The 16,066-nt window shown below is 56.6% G+C and carries 13 protein-coding genes and 1 pseudogene; 7 read left to right on the top strand and 7 right to left on the bottom strand.

Annotated features, from left to right (window positions below; genetic code table 11):
- Positions 1-50: 50 nt before the first annotated feature.
- The 4 genes from MWU61_RS17620 to MWU61_RS17605 are packed head-to-tail and all read left to right on the top strand — an operon-like array spanning position 51 to position 4,242.
- A complete protein-coding gene (locus tag MWU61_RS17620) occupies positions 51-578 on the top strand; it encodes a TRAP transporter small permease (RefSeq protein WP_247129784.1) in 528 nt (175 codons plus the stop codon).
- Positions 575-2,062 carry a TRAP transporter large permease gene (locus MWU61_RS17615; protein WP_247129783.1) on the top strand — a complete coding sequence of 496 codons (1,488 nt, stop codon included), beginning with the start codon at positions 575-577 and terminating at the stop codon, positions 2,060-2,062. The genes MWU61_RS17620 and MWU61_RS17615 overlap by 4 nt, the downstream gene beginning before the upstream one ends.
- A 12-nt stretch (positions 2,063-2,074) precedes the next feature.
- On the top strand, positions 2,075-2,839 hold the full coding sequence (locus tag MWU61_RS17610) for an SDR family NAD(P)-dependent oxidoreductase (protein ID WP_247129782.1): 765 nt from the start codon (positions 2,075-2,077) through the stop codon (positions 2,837-2,839).
- Entirely contained in the window at positions 2,836-4,242 is a 1,407-nt protein-coding gene (locus tag MWU61_RS17605; RefSeq protein WP_247129781.1) for a pyridoxal-dependent decarboxylase, read from the top strand. Before MWU61_RS17610 ends, MWU61_RS17605 begins: the two co-directional genes overlap by 4 nt.
- Here the strand turns inward: MWU61_RS17605 and MWU61_RS17600 are convergent.
- The 7 genes from MWU61_RS17600 to MWU61_RS17570 all read right to left on the bottom strand — a co-directional run bounded on the left by MWU61_RS17600 (position 4,239) and on the right by MWU61_RS17570 (position 12,151).
- Positions 4,239-4,799: a sarcosine oxidase subunit gamma gene (locus MWU61_RS17600; protein WP_247129780.1), complete on the bottom strand. Its 561-nt coding sequence runs from the start codon at positions 4,797-4,799 to the stop codon at positions 4,239-4,241. The two genes, MWU61_RS17605 and MWU61_RS17600, sit on opposite strands and share 4 nt — an antisense overlap.
- Positions 4,792-7,710, bottom strand: coding sequence for a sarcosine oxidase subunit alpha family protein (locus MWU61_RS17595; RefSeq protein WP_247129779.1), 2,919 nt, complete (start codon positions 7,708-7,710; stop codon positions 4,792-4,794). Before MWU61_RS17595 ends, MWU61_RS17600 begins: the two co-directional genes overlap by 8 nt.
- A complete protein-coding gene (locus MWU61_RS17590) occupies positions 7,707-7,994 on the bottom strand; it encodes a sarcosine oxidase subunit delta (RefSeq protein ID WP_247129778.1) in 288 nt (95 codons plus the stop codon). The genes MWU61_RS17595 and MWU61_RS17590 overlap by 4 nt, the downstream gene beginning before the upstream one ends.
- A 61-nt stretch (positions 7,995-8,055) precedes the next feature.
- Complete coding sequence (locus MWU61_RS17585) at positions 8,056-9,306, bottom strand: sarcosine oxidase subunit beta family protein (RefSeq protein ID WP_247129777.1); 1,251 nt, start codon at positions 9,304-9,306, stop codon at positions 8,056-8,058.
- Between the two features lie 100 nt (positions 9,307-9,406).
- Positions 9,407-9,655, bottom strand: a complete 249-nt coding sequence (locus MWU61_RS17580; RefSeq protein ID WP_247129776.1) for a hypothetical protein — start codon at positions 9,653-9,655, stop codon at positions 9,407-9,409.
- A gap of 36 nt (positions 9,656-9,691) precedes the next feature.
- Positions 9,692-10,930 carry an OmpA family protein gene (locus MWU61_RS17575; protein WP_247129775.1) on the bottom strand — a complete coding sequence of 413 codons (1,239 nt, stop codon included), beginning with the start codon at positions 10,928-10,930 and terminating at the stop codon, positions 9,692-9,694.
- Between the two features lie 144 nt (positions 10,931-11,074).
- Positions 11,075-12,151: an OmpA family protein gene (locus tag MWU61_RS17570; protein ID WP_247129774.1), complete on the bottom strand. Its 1,077-nt coding sequence runs from the start codon at positions 12,149-12,151 to the stop codon at positions 11,075-11,077.
- Positions 12,152-12,419: 268 nt separating this feature from the next.
- Here MWU61_RS17570 and MWU61_RS17565 point away from each other — a divergent pair, with 268 nt between their 5' ends.
- The 3 genes and pseudogenes from MWU61_RS17565 to MWU61_RS17555 all read left to right on the top strand — a co-directional run.
- On the top strand, positions 12,420-12,983 hold the full coding sequence (locus tag MWU61_RS17565; RefSeq protein ID WP_247129773.1) for an outer membrane protein assembly factor BamD: 564 nt from the start codon (positions 12,420-12,422) through the stop codon (positions 12,981-12,983).
- A 170-nt stretch (positions 12,984-13,153) separates the two neighbouring features.
- On the top strand, positions 13,154-13,597 hold the full coding sequence (locus tag MWU61_RS17560) for a hypothetical protein (RefSeq protein WP_247129772.1): 444 nt from the start codon (positions 13,154-13,156) through the stop codon (positions 13,595-13,597).
- Between the two features lie 251 nt (positions 13,598-13,848).
- A pseudogene (locus tag MWU61_RS17555) lies at positions 13,849-16,066 on the top strand (hypothetical protein); the annotation flags it as partial.

The raw sequence follows: 16,066 nt of genomic DNA, 5'->3' as shown, positions 1-16,066 counted from the left end.
AAAATCAGGACACTCCGATTGCAATCATCGGGGCGTCTGTTGAGGCCAGAATGTACGCATTTTTCTACTCTATCTCGCGCGTGATGGCCTATCTTGGCGGTGTCACGCTGACGCTTTTGATCGTGATGACGTGCCTGTCGATCGCAGGCCGCAGCATGAATGGGTTGTTTGGCGCAGGCCCAATCACCGGCGATTTTGAACTTGTCGAAGCGGGCGTCGCTTTTGCCATTTTCGCGTTTCTGCCGCTGTGTCAGATCACGGGCAGCCACGCGACGGTGGATGTCTTCACCCAACGTTTGTCACCCCGCACAGATCGCGTTTTGCAGATGTGCATCGATCTGTTGTTCGCTGCTGTGTTGGTCGTGATCGCGGAGCAATTGTTTGCGGGTATGCAAAGCAAACTGCGGTCGGGACAGACGTCTTTTCTGATCGAATTTCCGGTGTGGTGGGGATATGCGTCCTGCATGATCGGCGCCGGGATTTCCGCTGTGGTTAGTGTCTATATTGCAGGAATGCGCGTGTTTTCGGTGATCGCGGGCGAAGATAAGCTGCCCCAATTGCAAGGCGCTGACACGTGACGGATCTGTTTATTGGCGCCATGTCATTTCCGGTTTTGCTGGGGCTTATTTTCCTGCGTGTTCCGATTGGCCTTGCGATGTTTAGCGTGGGGTTTGCGGGGCTTTGGATGGTCAACGGCAGTGGGTTGATCGCCTTTGCCCGTCTGAAATCCGAAACCTACACGACGTTTTCCAGCTATTCGCTGTCGATCATTCCGATGTTCCTGTTGATGGGCCATTTCGCGACCTTGGGCGGGATGAGCCAAGCGTTGTTCAAAGCCGCCGAAAGTTGGCTAGGCCACAAGAAGGGCGGCGTTGCCATGGCCGCGATTGGGGCCTGTGCAGGCTTTGGGTCGATCTGCGGGTCGTCATTGGCCACGGCCGCCACCATGAGCCGCGTGGCGCTGCCTGAAATGAAACGTTACGGCTATTCCGGCGGCTTTGCGTCCGCGACATTGGCTGCGGGCGGCACATTGGGCATCCTGATCCCGCCGTCTGTGGTGCTGGTGATCTATGCGATCCTGACCGAACAGAACATCGCAAAGCTGTTTCTGGCGGCCTTTGTGCCGGGGATTATTGCAGCGCTGGGGTATGTTTTGGCGGTCTCGGTCTATGTGCGCCTGAAACCTGACAGCGCGGGCACACGACCGCGCATTCCATACGCAGATAGGTTCAGTGCCGTTTTTGCCGTTTGGCCCGTTTTAGCGGTGTTTAGTCTCGTTGTTGGCGGGATTTACGCGGGCTGGTTCACCCCGACAGAAGGCGCTGCGGTCGGCGCATTCGGTACCGGTTTCATCGCGTGGGCCAGCGGCGGTTTGAAGTTCGCGACGCTTGGCGAAAGCTTTCGCGTGACGGCAAAATCGACTGCGATGATCTTTTTCATCGTGTTGGGGGCGGCGTTTTACAACGGGTTCCTTGCATTGACCCAAGTCCCGCAAGACGCGGCCGCATGGGTGGTCGAACAGGGGCTGAGCCCGTGGGTCGTGCTGATCGTGATTTTGGTGTTCTATCTGCTGCTAGGTTGCTTGATGGATAGCCTGTCGATGATCCTGCTGACGATCCCTATTTTCTGGCCGATTATGCAGGGGCTCGATTTTCAGTTTGTGACGATGGTTGAACTGCATTCTGCCAAGTTAGACACTGTTTTGGATGCGCCCCCTGCGTTGATGGCAGAAGCAAAAGCGGTGCTTGCTGCGGGGAATGAACTGCCGCGCGAGATGTTGCGCGAACTGGGTATTCGTGGTGCAAATAACGGTGCGTTGAACCGGATCAATACCGAACAGATTGCGATCTGGTTTGGCATTCTGGTTCTGATCGTGGTCGAGGTCGGTTTGATCACGCCACCCGTAGGGATGAACCTGTTCATCATTGGCGCGATGGACCGCGATACCCCCATGTTAGAGACTTATAAAGCGGTGCTATTCTTTATTGCATCGGATCTATTTCGGGTCGTTCTGCTGGTCGCTTTTCCCGCGATCACGCTGTTTGCGATCCCGTGGTTTTAAGGGAGGAAGACAATGGATATTTCAGGACAGGTGGCAGTGGTCACTGGTGGTGCAAGCGGTCTGGGTGAAGCCACCGCGCGGCACTTTGCCGATCTTGGCGCGAAGGTTGCGATCTTTGATTTTGATGCAGATCGTGGGGCCGCTGTTGCCGCCGAGATTGGCGGATTTGCGGTGAAATGCGACGTCAGTGACGAAGCGATGGTCGCGGATTGCATCAGGTCGGTGACCGATCATTTTGGGCAGGGCCCACGGGTTGCGGTGAACTGCGCCGGGCTGGCCCATGCCGCGCGGATTGTGGGCCGTGAAGGCAAGACATCTGTTGATCTGTTCCGTCGTGTGATCGAGGTGAACTTGATCGGATCTTACAACGTGATGACCTATGCCGTGCAAGCGATGCTTGAGATGGACCCGCTTGCGGATGGTGAACGCGGTGTGGTGATTAACACGTCCTCTGCCGCCTATGAGGACGGTCAGATCGGTCAGTCGGCCTATGCCGCATCAAAGGGCGCGATTGCGTCCATGTGCCTGCCTGCCGCCCGCGAATTGGCCAAACCGGGTGTGCGCGTGATGGCGATAGCCCCCGGTCTGTTCAACACGCCGATGATGGAAAGCCTGCCGGATGAAACGACGGCTGCGATCACGAAGAATATCCCGCATCCGGCGCGCTTGGGTCATCCCGCTGAGTTTGCCCAATTGGCGGGTGATATCGTGCGCAATCCCTACCTAAACGGCACGGTGATCCGGCTGGATGGCGCGACACGGTTGCCTGCGCGATGAACTGGGACGATTACACGCGGTGGGGCGAACACATTGCCCGATGGGGTGGTGCATACCACAAATCACTGCGTGAGCGTCCTGTGCGTGCCCAGACAAGGGCAGGGGACATCGCCGCGCAGTTGCCTATAGCCCCGCCTGAGAGGCCAGAGCCGATGGACGCGATCATGGATGATTTCGAGACCATCGTGATGCCCGGTATGACCCATTGGCAGCACCCGCGTTTCTTTGCCTATTTCCCTGCGAATGCGAGCCCGCCGTCGATGCTTGCTGAACAACTGGTCAACACGGTCGCCGCCCAGTGCATGTTGTGGCAAACGTCGCCTGCTGCAACCGAGGTCGAAGGCGTGATGATCGATTGGTTGCGCCAAGCGATGCAACTGCCCGACGGGTTCACCGGCGTGATCCAAGACAGCGCGTCGTCTGCGACCCTGTCTGCCGTGCTAACGATGCGCGAACGGGCCACCGGATACACCGGCAACCGTGATGGATTGGCGGGGAAGGGGGCCCTACGGATCTACTGTTCGGATCAGGTGCATTCGTCGATTGATCGGGCCTGTTGGGTCGCGGGGATCGGGCAGGATAATCTGGTGAAAATCAGCACGCTGGGGCCGCGTTACGGTATTGATCCTGATGCGCTCGATGCCGCGATTAAGGCTGATATTGCCGCCGGTCATACGCCTGCTGGCATCATCGCGATTACGGGCGGGACGGGGATCGGGGCGTGCGATACGTTGGGGCCTGTTTTGACGGTCGCGAAGGCCCATGATCTGTATACCCATCTGGATGCAGCTTGGGCCGGATCGGCAATGATTTGTCCTGAATTCAGAGCTGATTTCTGGGAAGACGTCGAAAGGTTCGACAGCATCGTTTTCAACCCGCACAAATGGTTGGGGGCGCAGTTCGACTGTTCTGTTCAGTTTTTGCGGGATGCAGCGCCGCAGTTGAATACGCTGAAAATCGAACCGGAATACCTTAAGACCACGGGCGAAGCGGTCACGAACTATTCGGAGTGGACGATCCCGCTTGGGCGCAGGTTCAGGGCGCTGAAAATCTGGTTCCTGATCCGGTCTTATGGATTGGACGGCCTGCGGACACGGATGCGGAACCACGTGCTGTGGGCAGGTGAATTATGTGCTGCGATCCGTGAACTTGACGGGTTCGAAATCACGACAGAACCAATGTTCAGCCTGTTTTCGTTCCGCTGTCCGGGCGACGATGCGATGCAGCAAACGCTTGTTGATGCGCTGAATGATGACGGTCGGATTTACGTGACCCAAGGCGCGTTTGATGGGCAAAAAATCATCCGGTTTCAGGTCGGCCAGTTCGATACGACCCGCGATGATGTAATGCTGGCGTTGGATGTCATCCAAGAGGTTTGGCAGGCGATCAACGACGCGAGCTAAAGCGCCGCTGCCGCCGTGATCAATGCGTGATGCAGCGACCCTGCCGATGCGCGGGGACCAAGGACACGGATGTGGTCGGGGTCGACGCGTTTGATCACGAAGCAAGAGATTTGATGGATCATGGTGCGCTGTGCGTCGCCGGATTGCATGCGTCGGATGGGCACGGCACACAGGCGTTCGCATAGATCGCGCATCGCGGGTCCGGTAACGTCGAATGCCACCCAACCGCCCGATTGATCGGTGATGGATGCGGTTCCGCCAAACCGGTTTTTCAACTGCACGGCAAGGTCTGCGTGTGTGTCGCGGGGGGCGCCTATGATCCATTGATCCGGCCCGACCCAGAAACCCGCTTCGGGATCGTGGAGGACGACCTTTCCGGGGGCGGGGACTGCGCCAAGAAGTGCTGCCAGATGCGCGTGACACGCGGTTTCTTGTCCCAGTCGCGCGGCTACAGACGCGAGCGCCAAACCGTCATTTTCGGCGATGGTGACGTGGTCGAATGTGTCGATGCGCGGGGTAGTTCCGCCAAGCGCTGTGGTGGGTATCAGATCATGCACGAAGCCGGTCCCCCTGTGGATCGATGAAATGCGGGCTGACGATCTTGATTGCGATATCAACGTCTGTCACGGGCGACACAAGCCGCATGGTATCGCCGATCCGGTTGTCGCCGTTTTTGAGGAACCCGAGTGCGATATGGTGCCCCAGATTGGGCGAATAACAGGCCGATTTGACGTGGCCTTGATCGTGGGCTGCGTCTGCCGGATCGTCGGTGTTGACCAGATGCCCACCTGCGGGTGTTTTGTCTGACGGATCAACGGATACGATGCCAACCAAACGCAAATCGTTGTTCGCATTCAGCCCTGCGCGGCGCGATAGGACCGTGCCGATACTGTCTTTGGTTTGGGACACCATCCGCCCCAAGCCAAGGTTAGCTGCCGTGGCGTTCCCGTCGAGTTCGTTGCCCGTCACGTGGCCTTTTTCGATGCGCAGTACGTTGAGCGTTTCGACGCCATAGGGCGTTATCCCGAGGGGTGCACCTACGTCCATAATCCTGCGGATCAGCGCGTCGCCGTAGGCGGTTGGTACGGCGATTTCGAACGCCAGCTCACCACTGAACGAAATACGGAAAAGACGCGCGGGCAAACCGCCGCAGACGGTGATGTCGGCGCAGGCCATAAAGGGGAACGCATCGTTGCTGATGTCTTGGTCCACGATCTGCGCTAGCACATCGCGGGATTTGGGACCTGCGACCGCAAATTGCGCCCAGCTTTCGGTGGTCGAGATCAGTTGCACGTCCATATCAGGACACAGGCATTGGCGCACGAATTCCATGTGCCGATAGACGGATAGCGCGTTGGCGGTGGTGGTGGTGACAACGAAATGATCGTCGGCCATGCGTGCCGCTGTGCCGTCGTCCATGACGATCCCGTCTTCGCGCAACATCAACCCGTAGCGAGTGCGTCCGACAGGGATTTTGCCCATGCCATTGCAGTAGATTTTATTGAGAAAAGCCGCCGCATCAGTGCCCTGTACGTCGATTTTACCCAGCGTGGTGACATCGCAAATGCCGACGCCATTGCGGACGGCTAATGCTTCGCGGTCGACGCTGTCGCGCCATGTTTCTTCGCCTTTTTGCGGGAACCATTGGGCGCGCATCCAGTTGCCGACTTCGACAAAAACCGCGCCTTGTTCTTTGGCCCATGCGTGGGACGGCGTCAGACGTGTCGGGTGGAAATGCTTGCCCACGTGACGGCCCGCGAAGGCCCCGATTGCCGTTGGCGTGTAGGGCGGGCGGAACATGGTAGTGCCGACTTCCGGGATGGTTTTTCCGGTCAGTTCGGCCATGATCGCCAGCCCGCCAAGATTGGCAGTTTTGCCCTGATCGGTGGCCATGCCAAGTGTCGTGTAACGTTTCAGATGTTCGACCGCGCAGAACCCTTCTTGGTGGCTGAGCTTCACGTCTTTGACCGTCACGTCGTTCTGGAAATCGAGCCATGCGCGTTTGCAGCCCTGCACGTACCAGAAGGGTTTGATCTCGATTGGCGCATCTTCGGCCTGCGGCAGATCCGTAGGCTTGAGGTCCGTCGCCGCCGCGCCCGATTGCAGCGCTGCGTGGGTGGAAAATGCGCCGCTGGCGGCACCCGCGACGGTCATACCGGGGGGAAGTGTTGCACCCGGCACAAAGGCTGCGATGTCTGGGTTCCAAACGGGGCGCCCGCCTTGATGGCAGGTCAGATGCACGTTGGGGTTCCAGCCGCCGGACATGCCAAGCGCGCCGCATTCAAGCGTGCGCATGGACCCGTCGGCTAGCCGGACATCCGCGAAAGTCAGGCCAAGACGGCCTTTGGTGTCGATGACTTCGCCTTGCAGGACTTCGTAGTTTTCGTTGCGCTGTTGATCGGGGCGCACATCGACCACGGCGCTGATTTTGATACCTTTTGCGTGCAGATCAGCGGCGGTGCGGTGGCCATCATCGTTGTTGGTGAAAATCGCGATGCGTTTGTCAGGCGTGACGGCGTAGCGGTTGGCGTAGGTCCGGATCGCAGAGCCGAGCATGATGCCGGGACGGTCGTTGTTATCAAAGGCGATAGGCCGTTCAATCGCGCCAGCGGCGAGGAGGCTGCGCCGCGTGTAGATGCGCCACAGGATTTGGCGGGGCTTGCCTGCATCAGGCGTCTGCATGTGGTCGCTGACACGTTCCAGCGCGCCAAAAGTGCCATGATCGAAGGCCCCGATCACTGTGGTGCGGATCATGAGCCGGACGTTGGGCAAGATGGCGAGTTCGGCGATAGTGGTTGCCGCCCAATCCGCGCCTGACTGATCGCCAAGCTGGTAGGTTTCGGCGTTTAGACGGCCGCCCATGCGGAAATCTTCGTCCGCGAGGATCACGTCTTGCCCGGCTCGCCCAGCGGTCAAAGCCGCCGCAAGCCCCGCCGGACCCGCCCCGATGATTAACAAATCGCAGTGCAGGAACCCTTTGTCGTAAGTGTCCGGATCGTCTTTGCCCGACAGCGCACCAAGGCCCGCGGCATGGCGAATGATCGGTTCGTACAGCTTTTCCCAAAAGGCTGCGGGCCACATGAATGTTTTGTAGTAAAACCCTGCGGTCAGGAAATTGGACAGGCCGTCATTGATCGCAAGTGCGTCGAACCTCAGCGACCCGAGCCGGTTTTGGCTGTGGGCCAACAGACCATTGTAAAGTTCGGCAGTCGTGGCACGCGTATTCGGTTCCGCCCGCGCACCACCGCGCAAGGACACCAGAGCGTTGGGTTCTTCGGAGCCCGCTGCAAGTGGTCCGCGGGGTCTGTGATATTTGAACGAACGGCCCATGAGCCGAACACCATTGGCCAGCAGGGCAGAGGCGAGCGTGTCGCCTTGATGGCCTTCGTAGAATTTGCCGTCGAACATGAACTGATGGGTCTGCGATTTGTCGATCAGGCCGCCGGGTAAACGGTTGATTTGTGTCATCTGTCTTGCCCCCGGCGGCGGGCCACGTCGCGTGCGAGTTGAACCTCTGCGATTTCGTGGGTCAGGGTGTTGCGCGTCACAACCAACCAGCTGCGATCGCCCGCTTCGTGGAACCATAATTCGTCGTGCCAGCCTGCAGGATTGTCGCGCAAGTAGGCGTAATCGTGGAAGTCTGCAGCTGCGGTATCGCGGGCTGGGTCAGGCCGGTCGAGCAGGGACGCGCTGCCAAGATAGGTGAATTCCGACGCGTCGCGCGGGCCGAGAAGGGGGTGATTGATGATCATGCGGCACCTTTAGGAAGGACGGCTGCGGTGAACGGAACGGATGAAAGGGGAAGGACGCGCATCAATGCAAATTGGGCTGATTGCCCACCCCTTTTTCGTCGATCATATGACCGGTTTCGAACCTGTTCATGCGGTAGGCTGCGGCTGTCGGGTGCGGTGTACCGCGCGTTAAAAGATGCGCAAAACAATAGCCCGAAGCGGGCGTTGCTTTGAAGCCGCCGTAGCACCAGCCGCCGTTGAAATAGAGCCCGTCGATATGCGTTTTGTCGATGATCGGGGATCCGTCCATCGACATGTCCATTATCCCGCCCCACATGCGCAGCACGCGGGCGCGGCCCATCATCGGCAGGATCGCCATGCCGCCTTCGCAGACGTCTTCGACCACAGGCAAATTGCCGCGTTGCGCGTAGGAATTGTACCCGTCGATGTCGCCGCCAAAGACCAACCCGCCCTTGTCCGACTGGCTGCAATAGAAATGCCCGCCGCCGAAGGTGATCACGCCCGGCAGGATCGGTTTCAGACCTTCGCTGACGAAGGCCTGCAAGACGTGGCTTTCGATAGGCAGGCGCATTTCCGCCTTTGCCATAAGCCGCGACGATGATCCGGCCACGGCGCAGCCGATTTTCCCTGCACCAATATCGCCCCGCGTCGTTTTCACGCCCGTGACCGTGCCGTTTTCAATCTTGAAACCCGTCACTTCGCAGTTCTGGATGATATCCACCCCAAGACTGTCGGCCCCGCGTGCGTAACCCCATGCCACTGCGTCATGACGGACCGTGCCGCCCCGTTTTTGCAGCAACCCGCCTTTGATCGGGAATCGCGCGTCGGTGGTGTTCAGCGACGGGTACATCTGTTTGATCTGGTCGACGTCCAGCATGTCCGCATCGGATCCGTGCATCCGCATCGCATTCCCACGCCGCAGGTAAGCGTCGTTTTGCGCGTCTGAATGGGTGAGGTTGAGCACGCCGCGTTGGCTGATCATGGCGTTATAGTTGAAATCCTGTTCCAGCCCTTCCCACAGCTTGAGCGAAAATTCGTAGAACGGGATATTGCCGTCGTGCAGGTAATTGGACCGGATGATCGTGGTGTTCCGGCCCACGTTGCCGCCGCCGATCCAACCTTTTTCAAGCACTGCGATCCGCTTTTGACCAAATTCCTTGGCCAGATAATACGCAGTGGCAAGCCCGTGCCCGCCACCACCGATGATGATGATATCGTAATGGGGTTGCGGGTCAGGATCACGCCACGCAGGCGTCCATCCTTTGTCCCCTGTCAGGGCTTCCCACATCACTTTGAAACCAGAATAGCGCATCTTGACGACCTCTTTCGTCAAGCCTGCGCTAAGCTTTTTGCAATGTCACTAGCGATATGAACAGGTGAAGGTCCATTACCGACATTTTCTGGAAATGCCGTTATTTCGTAGGCTTTTTCAGTTTGTCCTTGAGGGTGTCCCGTTCTTTTTCGAGCGCCTCGATTTTGTTTTGTTCGCGGTCAAGTTCCAGCCGTGACTGATCCCAACGCTGTTTCCAGAACTGGACTTCTGTGTCCGCGGATTCAGCTGGGGTTTCTGTTTTGAATTTCCACAGGACCCATCCCAACGCCAAGCCTAAGACAAAGGCTGCCGACAAGAAGGTAAGGATATGGATTGAAGGTGTTAACATGGCTCTTCAAGCTTTCTTCTAAAGGCGTGAGGGATCTTATTCCCAGTCAAAAACGATACGCTGGTTTTGGGCCGGATCGGCGTCAGCGATAGGATAGTTGCCCCCAAACCCGACAGAGCGGATGGCATTTGCTGGCACACCTGCATTCGTCAGGTAGGTTTCGACAGCTTTTGCGCGTCCGTTGCTGAGCAGCAGATTGGTCGCTTCGCCGCCGGACCCGCCAGTGTGGCCTTCGATTTCAAGCGTCAGACCTTGCTCTGCGCAGGCAATGGCAATGGCTGCAATGGCGTCTAGCGTCGCATCGGCTGCATCATCAAGCACGGGTGTGCCGTTGGCAAAGCTGACTGCACCGTCTGCCAAAGCGGCATCGGTTTGGTCTTGGCACGCTTGTGCGGGGGATGCCGCGCTAAGCTGTTCGATTTCCGTGTCACGTGCGGTCAATGCGGCCTGCAGTGTTGTGATTTCGGCTGCGAAAGCGGCTGCTTTTTCGCCAAGGTCGGTTGCATTGGCGGTTGCGGCTTCGGCGGCTTCTGTTTTTTCTGCGACCAGTGCTTCCAGTTCAGCGATCTGGGTGTCTGGCACGGCTGCTGTTGTGGTTGCTGATTGTTCCAGCGTTGCGACGGTTTCTGCCAGCTCGGATTTTTCAGTCTCAAGGGCGGCAATTGTGTCGGCGTCGCTTGCAGTGACGGATTCAAGGTTTGCGACCGTTTCGATCAAGGTATCGCGTTCGCTTTCGAGCGCTGCGATGGTGTCGTTCAACGTGCCTTGTTCTGCTTGCATATCTGCCATTGTGGCCTGCAACGTTTCCAGTTCCTGCTGACCCGCTGCAATCTGATCGGTGAGCGCTGTCAATTCGGTTGACGCATCGCCTGACGTGGCGTTGAGCGTATCCATGTCAGATTGCAGCGTCGCCATATCAGCTGCCAACGCGTCTTTGTCTGCTACAAGCGTTGCGTTTTCGTCGGTCAAAGCGGTCAATTTCTGCGTCGCTTCGTCCAGTTCAGCCGTCAGTTGGTCGCGTTGGGCGATTGCGGCATCCAGCGCGTCTTGTTGGCCCTGACCAGCCCCTTCGATTTCGGCGATTTGCGCGTTCAACGCGGCGGTTTGTTCTGTCAGCGCCGCTCGTTCCGTGTCGAATTGGGTCTGCAAGGCCGCCAATTCCTGCGCTGCGTTTTCAGCGATAGACGGGTCTTGCGCTGTCGGTGCGGATTGTACTGCGAAATAGAATACACCCGCGGTGGCCGCGACAGTGGAAAGAATAAGGGGGGTTTTCATTGTATCAAACCTGCAATTCTTGACTTGGGTTAAACCCCGCAATGACTGGGATGAAACCGCATAATTTTTATAACGAAGCGCGGACGCTTAACACAGAGTCTACGGGGAAGGGCGGCCCAAAGATAGGGGCCGCCCGTGACGTAATTATTCGACGATAGAGAATTCGATCCGTCGGTTACGCTGTTTGTTTTCTGGAGTTGTGTTGTCAACCACGGGGATGGTTTCGCCGTAACCGATTGCGTCAACGCGTTGGCCATCTGCGCCTGCTTCAATCAGGAATGTGCGAACGGACTGTGCGCGGGCTTCGGACAGTACCTGGTTGTTTGCTTCGCTGCCGTCTGAATCTGTGTGGCCGCCAATGCGGATCGCCAGATCAGGACAACGGTCAACGATTTCCACGATGCTGTTCAGGATCGGTTCGGACGTTGTATCCAAACGTGAACTGCCGCGTGCAAAGTAGATGTTGTCGGTCAGGGACATCGTGTCAAAGCGGTTTTCGCAAGATGCCAAAGAGAAGTTGCCTTCTTCTTCGATTGCGACGTTGAAGCCTGCTTCGACGTTCATTGCGTTAGATGCCGTCACAAATTCCTGCGCGCTGTCTGCACGGTTAAATGTGAAGTCGAATGTCACTGTGCCAGACGGGATGATATCCACCTTGGCAGCTTCTTCGAGTTTCGCCAGACCACCTTCGAGATTGAAGTCTGCAACTGGCAAGGAAATCGGTGTGGCGGATGTGACGGACACGGTGTCGTTGTCCAGCAGGGTCACCGCAATTTCTGCTTCGCGGTCAGATGTGACGCCGTGCAGGTCGATGGTGTAGTTCACGTTCATCACTTTGCGGCGCACCTCTTCGAGGTCTTCCAGCTGTGCCGGATCAAGCTGCATCGTGACGGTTGCTTCTGGGTATTGGAACGTTTCGAACATCAGGAAACGCATACGTACGTTCCGCAGGTCGACGTTTGTGTCAACGGAATCCATCAGGATGCGGATCGACGCCAGACCGTTTTCATCGATGCTGCCAGTGTATGTGCCGAATGTGCTGGATTCCACGACCGTTTCTTTTTTCACGGACTGGAAACGCAGGGATGCGGTTTCGGTGTTCATGGTCCAACCGGGTGCGAACATGCTTTGGGCCATTGCTGTTTGCGGTCCTAGTGCGACCAGACCTGCAAGTAGGATATTGCGTACGCTCTTAGATAACATCTTTTGTTTATTCGTCATGACTCTCGTCCTCCAAATGATCAAATCTCGGCGCTGCCCCCTGCATCATAAGAACTGCACTTAATATCGCAGGTCAGGACACTTCCTGTGGAGGAGCGGCATAATGGCCGTTGAACAGTTCAATTGTTGTGAAAGTGTGACGCAATTGTGCAGTTTTTGAAGTAATGTTGAAGCATTGGGGGCGTCATACGAAACATTTAGGGGCGGGGGGTTGCCACGCGAGCCTAGTATCTGGTTTTGTTTCGGATGAGGTTACGGAGATTTCATAATGAAAAAGTTAGTAGTGATTGGTGCCATGGTGTTGGCAAGTACTGCCAGCCTCAAGGCACAAACAGCCGAAGAAACAGCTGCGTGGGAAATTGCGCAGACGGCTACGACATCTGAAGAAGTGTTCGCATTTATCGAACAGTTTCCAGATGGGACCTACGCCAAAGACGCGAAGGCCCGCATGATCGATTTGTTGTGGTTGGAATTGGCAACTGCACAACCAGCAGACGGCGCCGCCGCTGCAGAAGCCCCGACTGAAGGGGTTGAACCCGCACCGGTTGCATTCAGTGTTCCGCTTGTTGAAGGGTCGCCCGAAATTATCGGCAAATCCCTCGAAGAACTGATCGCTGCGTCACCGTTGTTTCCACCCGTCGAAGGATTGCCGGACGAATACTGGAAAGAACAGGAATGTTCGGATTGCCACGCGTGGGAGCAAGCCAACCTATGTGATCAGGCGAACACCTACCTGAACGATGCGGGTGCCGAGAACTTGGTAAAGCCCCATCCATATGGCGGTGCGTTCAAGCTGACATTGCGCAATTGGGCGATGGATGGCTGCGAATAATCGCAACGTCTACTATTTTTACAGAACGGCCGGGCAGCAGATCATGCTGGTCGGCCGTTTTGGTTTTGGGCACTGACGGAGTGTATCGTTGACTTTTTCGGTTATGGCGCGACAATGTCCCCGCGTCGGAGAGACACCGCGCCGTCAGGATTTAGAACGCGCTGTTGCCCATGGATGCCTATCAGATTGCCCAAGACTTTTTAGATCGCCAAGGTGACGCGACAGTTGCGGGCGACGTTGAAGCCACAATGGGCTTTTGCGATTTACCCTGCACGCTGGAAACGATGGATCGTGTGACGGTTGCCAAAACCGAAGCAGACATGCGCGCGATCTGCGAAGGGTTTATCCATCAGCTGCGGTCGCAGCAGGTGACGCATATGGTCCGGACCTGCCAAGAGGCCGTTTTGAAAAGTGACGATACGCTTTGGGCCACGTATACGACCCGCCTTGTTTGCAACGGCAAACTTTTGAACGAACCGTCGTATGGGGCTTTTGTGATCCTCAAGCTGCGAGACGGTGTTTGGAAGATCAGTACGATGCAGTTCGCCATAACGCGTGACAACTGCGTGAACCTGACCTTGCGAGACTTCGCCGCGAAATACGAAACCGTCTAATGCGCGGCGCGTCGTCGTGGCGTTGATCCTCGGAATTTCCCCTGCAAATCCGGACTGTAGCGTAATACGCCTATGTTATGGGTCTATCGGAGGTTGTGTTGCATTTGCGTCAATTTTCAGCAGAGCCAGTTTGATAGCGTTTTGGGTGTTTCGTCTTCCAGCAAAGTGTCGCATACCTTAGGCTGGTAAAAATACCGTTAATAACGCCCAAAATAATAGGGCGAGGGCAAGTTGGTACGGGGGGCGTGATCATGAAAATGTGGCGCAACACGAAGGCAGTGTTTTTTGCAGTTTGCACATCGGTTCTTGGAACCGGTGCTTTGGCGACACCATTCACAATGACCGTGCCCGCGACGGGTGTCGCGCTGCCGGAAGAATACCCGGAAGCTGGCGGTGTTGCGATTGTTCTGACAGGTATCAACGGCAACATCTATTATCAGTTCTCGGATCCCGATGGCGCGTTCCGCGGGTTCAACTCGAACGGTGAGCCAGTGGCGTTTCGTGGGAACCCGTTTACGATCAACAATCCGATCTCGCTTGATTGTGGCTTCACGACCTGTACCGATTATTTTGGCGGGTCGATTGCCCGCATGGATATCCGTTTTTCTGCTTACGACGGTGACACCCAAGTCGGCGGTTTTGATGAAGACGACATTTCGCTGCGGATCAACAACTTTGATGTTGGCAGCTGGTCCGGCATTACGACCGAACGGACAGATAATACTGGTACGACTAGTTTTGGTTTCGAAGACGGTTTTGGGAATAACGTCTTTAACACTGGTTGGTTTGCTTCGACCAATCAGGCGCTGTTGGATAACATCCTGACGACGAACCAAACCGTCGCGCAGGTTTTTGATGACGATCCAAACGACAACTATTGGGATTTCCGTCGCGGACCGAGTTTGGGCGACGATGATCTGCGGACTGTCGCGCCGGGATACGAATTTGAAAAAACCCTAACCGCCGGACCAGAGCCGTTTTTGGTTGTCGGTGACACACTGAGCTATTCCTATTTGGTCCGCAACATCGGGTCCGTCCGCATTAGTGACATCACTGTCGTCGACGATAAGATTGCGAATGTGTCCTGTCCTGCGGCGCCAGGTAATGTGTTGGAACCTGTGCCGGCTGGTGCGGGTGCCGCGAATTTCCTGACCTGTACTGGCGACTATATTGTGACGCAGGCCGACGTGGATGCGGGCGAAGTCACAAACATTGCCCGCGCGAATGGTACACCTGAATTTGGTGAGCTGGGCGAAGTGACCGACCAAGTATCGGTTTTTGGCCCGCCTCGTAACTCTGCTGTGACGCTGGACAAGCAAGGCAGCCCTGATCCATTCGGGGCTGCAGGCACGACAGTGACCTATGACTTTACGATCACCAATACTGGGAACACGACACTGACAAATGTTGTTGTGACCGATCCCAAGCTGCCAAGCCTGTCTTGTACGATCCCAAGCCTTGCGCCGCTGTCTGTCGACAATACCGTAAACACGGCGACATGTTCTGCCGACTACACCGTGCTGCAAAGCGACGTTGATAATTTTGTGCTGAACGGCACCACGCTGGACAATACCGCGACCGTCAATGCGACCGGTCCTGAGGCATCCGTTTCCGCGACCGCGACTGATATGTTGAACGGCCCAACTGCGGCGCCTGCGCTGACTTTGGATAAATCCGCACTGGTGGCCAATTACGACGCGATTGGCGACACGATTGATTACCGCTTTGTCATTCAGAACACGGGCAACGTCACATGGCCGTCCGCCCCGACCATCACCGATGTGACAACCGGTGGTGCGGTTTGTCCCGCTGGCACTGTTGCACCCGGTGCGTCGATTACATGTACGGCAAGCCTGACAATCCAGCAGGGTGAACTTGACGATGAACAGGTCGTCAACACCGCCACCGCCGAAATCACTGTCGGTGGTGTGACTGCATCTGACACGGATAGCGTCACGGTCCCTGCAATCACCAGCACTGGTCTGACTATCGAAAAGCGTCTGCAGGCCGGATCGCCGAACCCCTATGACACTGTCGGCCAAACGTTGGTCTATGAGTATGTCGTGACGAATACCGGAACCGTAACGGTCGAGAAGCTTGTCGTGACGGATGATAAAGTTGCGGTCACCTGTACTCCAACGACTTTGGCGCCGACCGATGCGCCGCTTGTGTGTACATCTGCTGCTTACACGATCGCCCAGACCGATCTGGACGACGGGTCTGTGATGAACACGGCCAGCGTCGCAGGGGCGACCTTGCAAGGTACAACGGTGACGTCTGCCGAAGTTGACCTGATCGTGCCTGCGACCCAATCGCCCGAAATGCTGTTCACGAAATCCGCGCCAGTTATTGATCCGGTTGATTTTGTTGAGGGTTTGTTGGTTGAGTATACGTATGTTGTTGAGAACGTTGGTAATGTTACGATTGTTGATGATCTGACGGTTATTGATGACAAGTTTGTTGATCCGA

Origin of the sequence: Loktanella sp. F6476L, from assembly GCF_023015725.1 — a bacterium.
Lineage (GTDB): Bacteria > Pseudomonadota > Alphaproteobacteria > Rhodobacterales > Rhodobacteraceae > Yoonia.
Note: the sequence above shows the minus strand (reverse complement) of the source record. Positions and strands in the feature narration are given on the sequence as shown.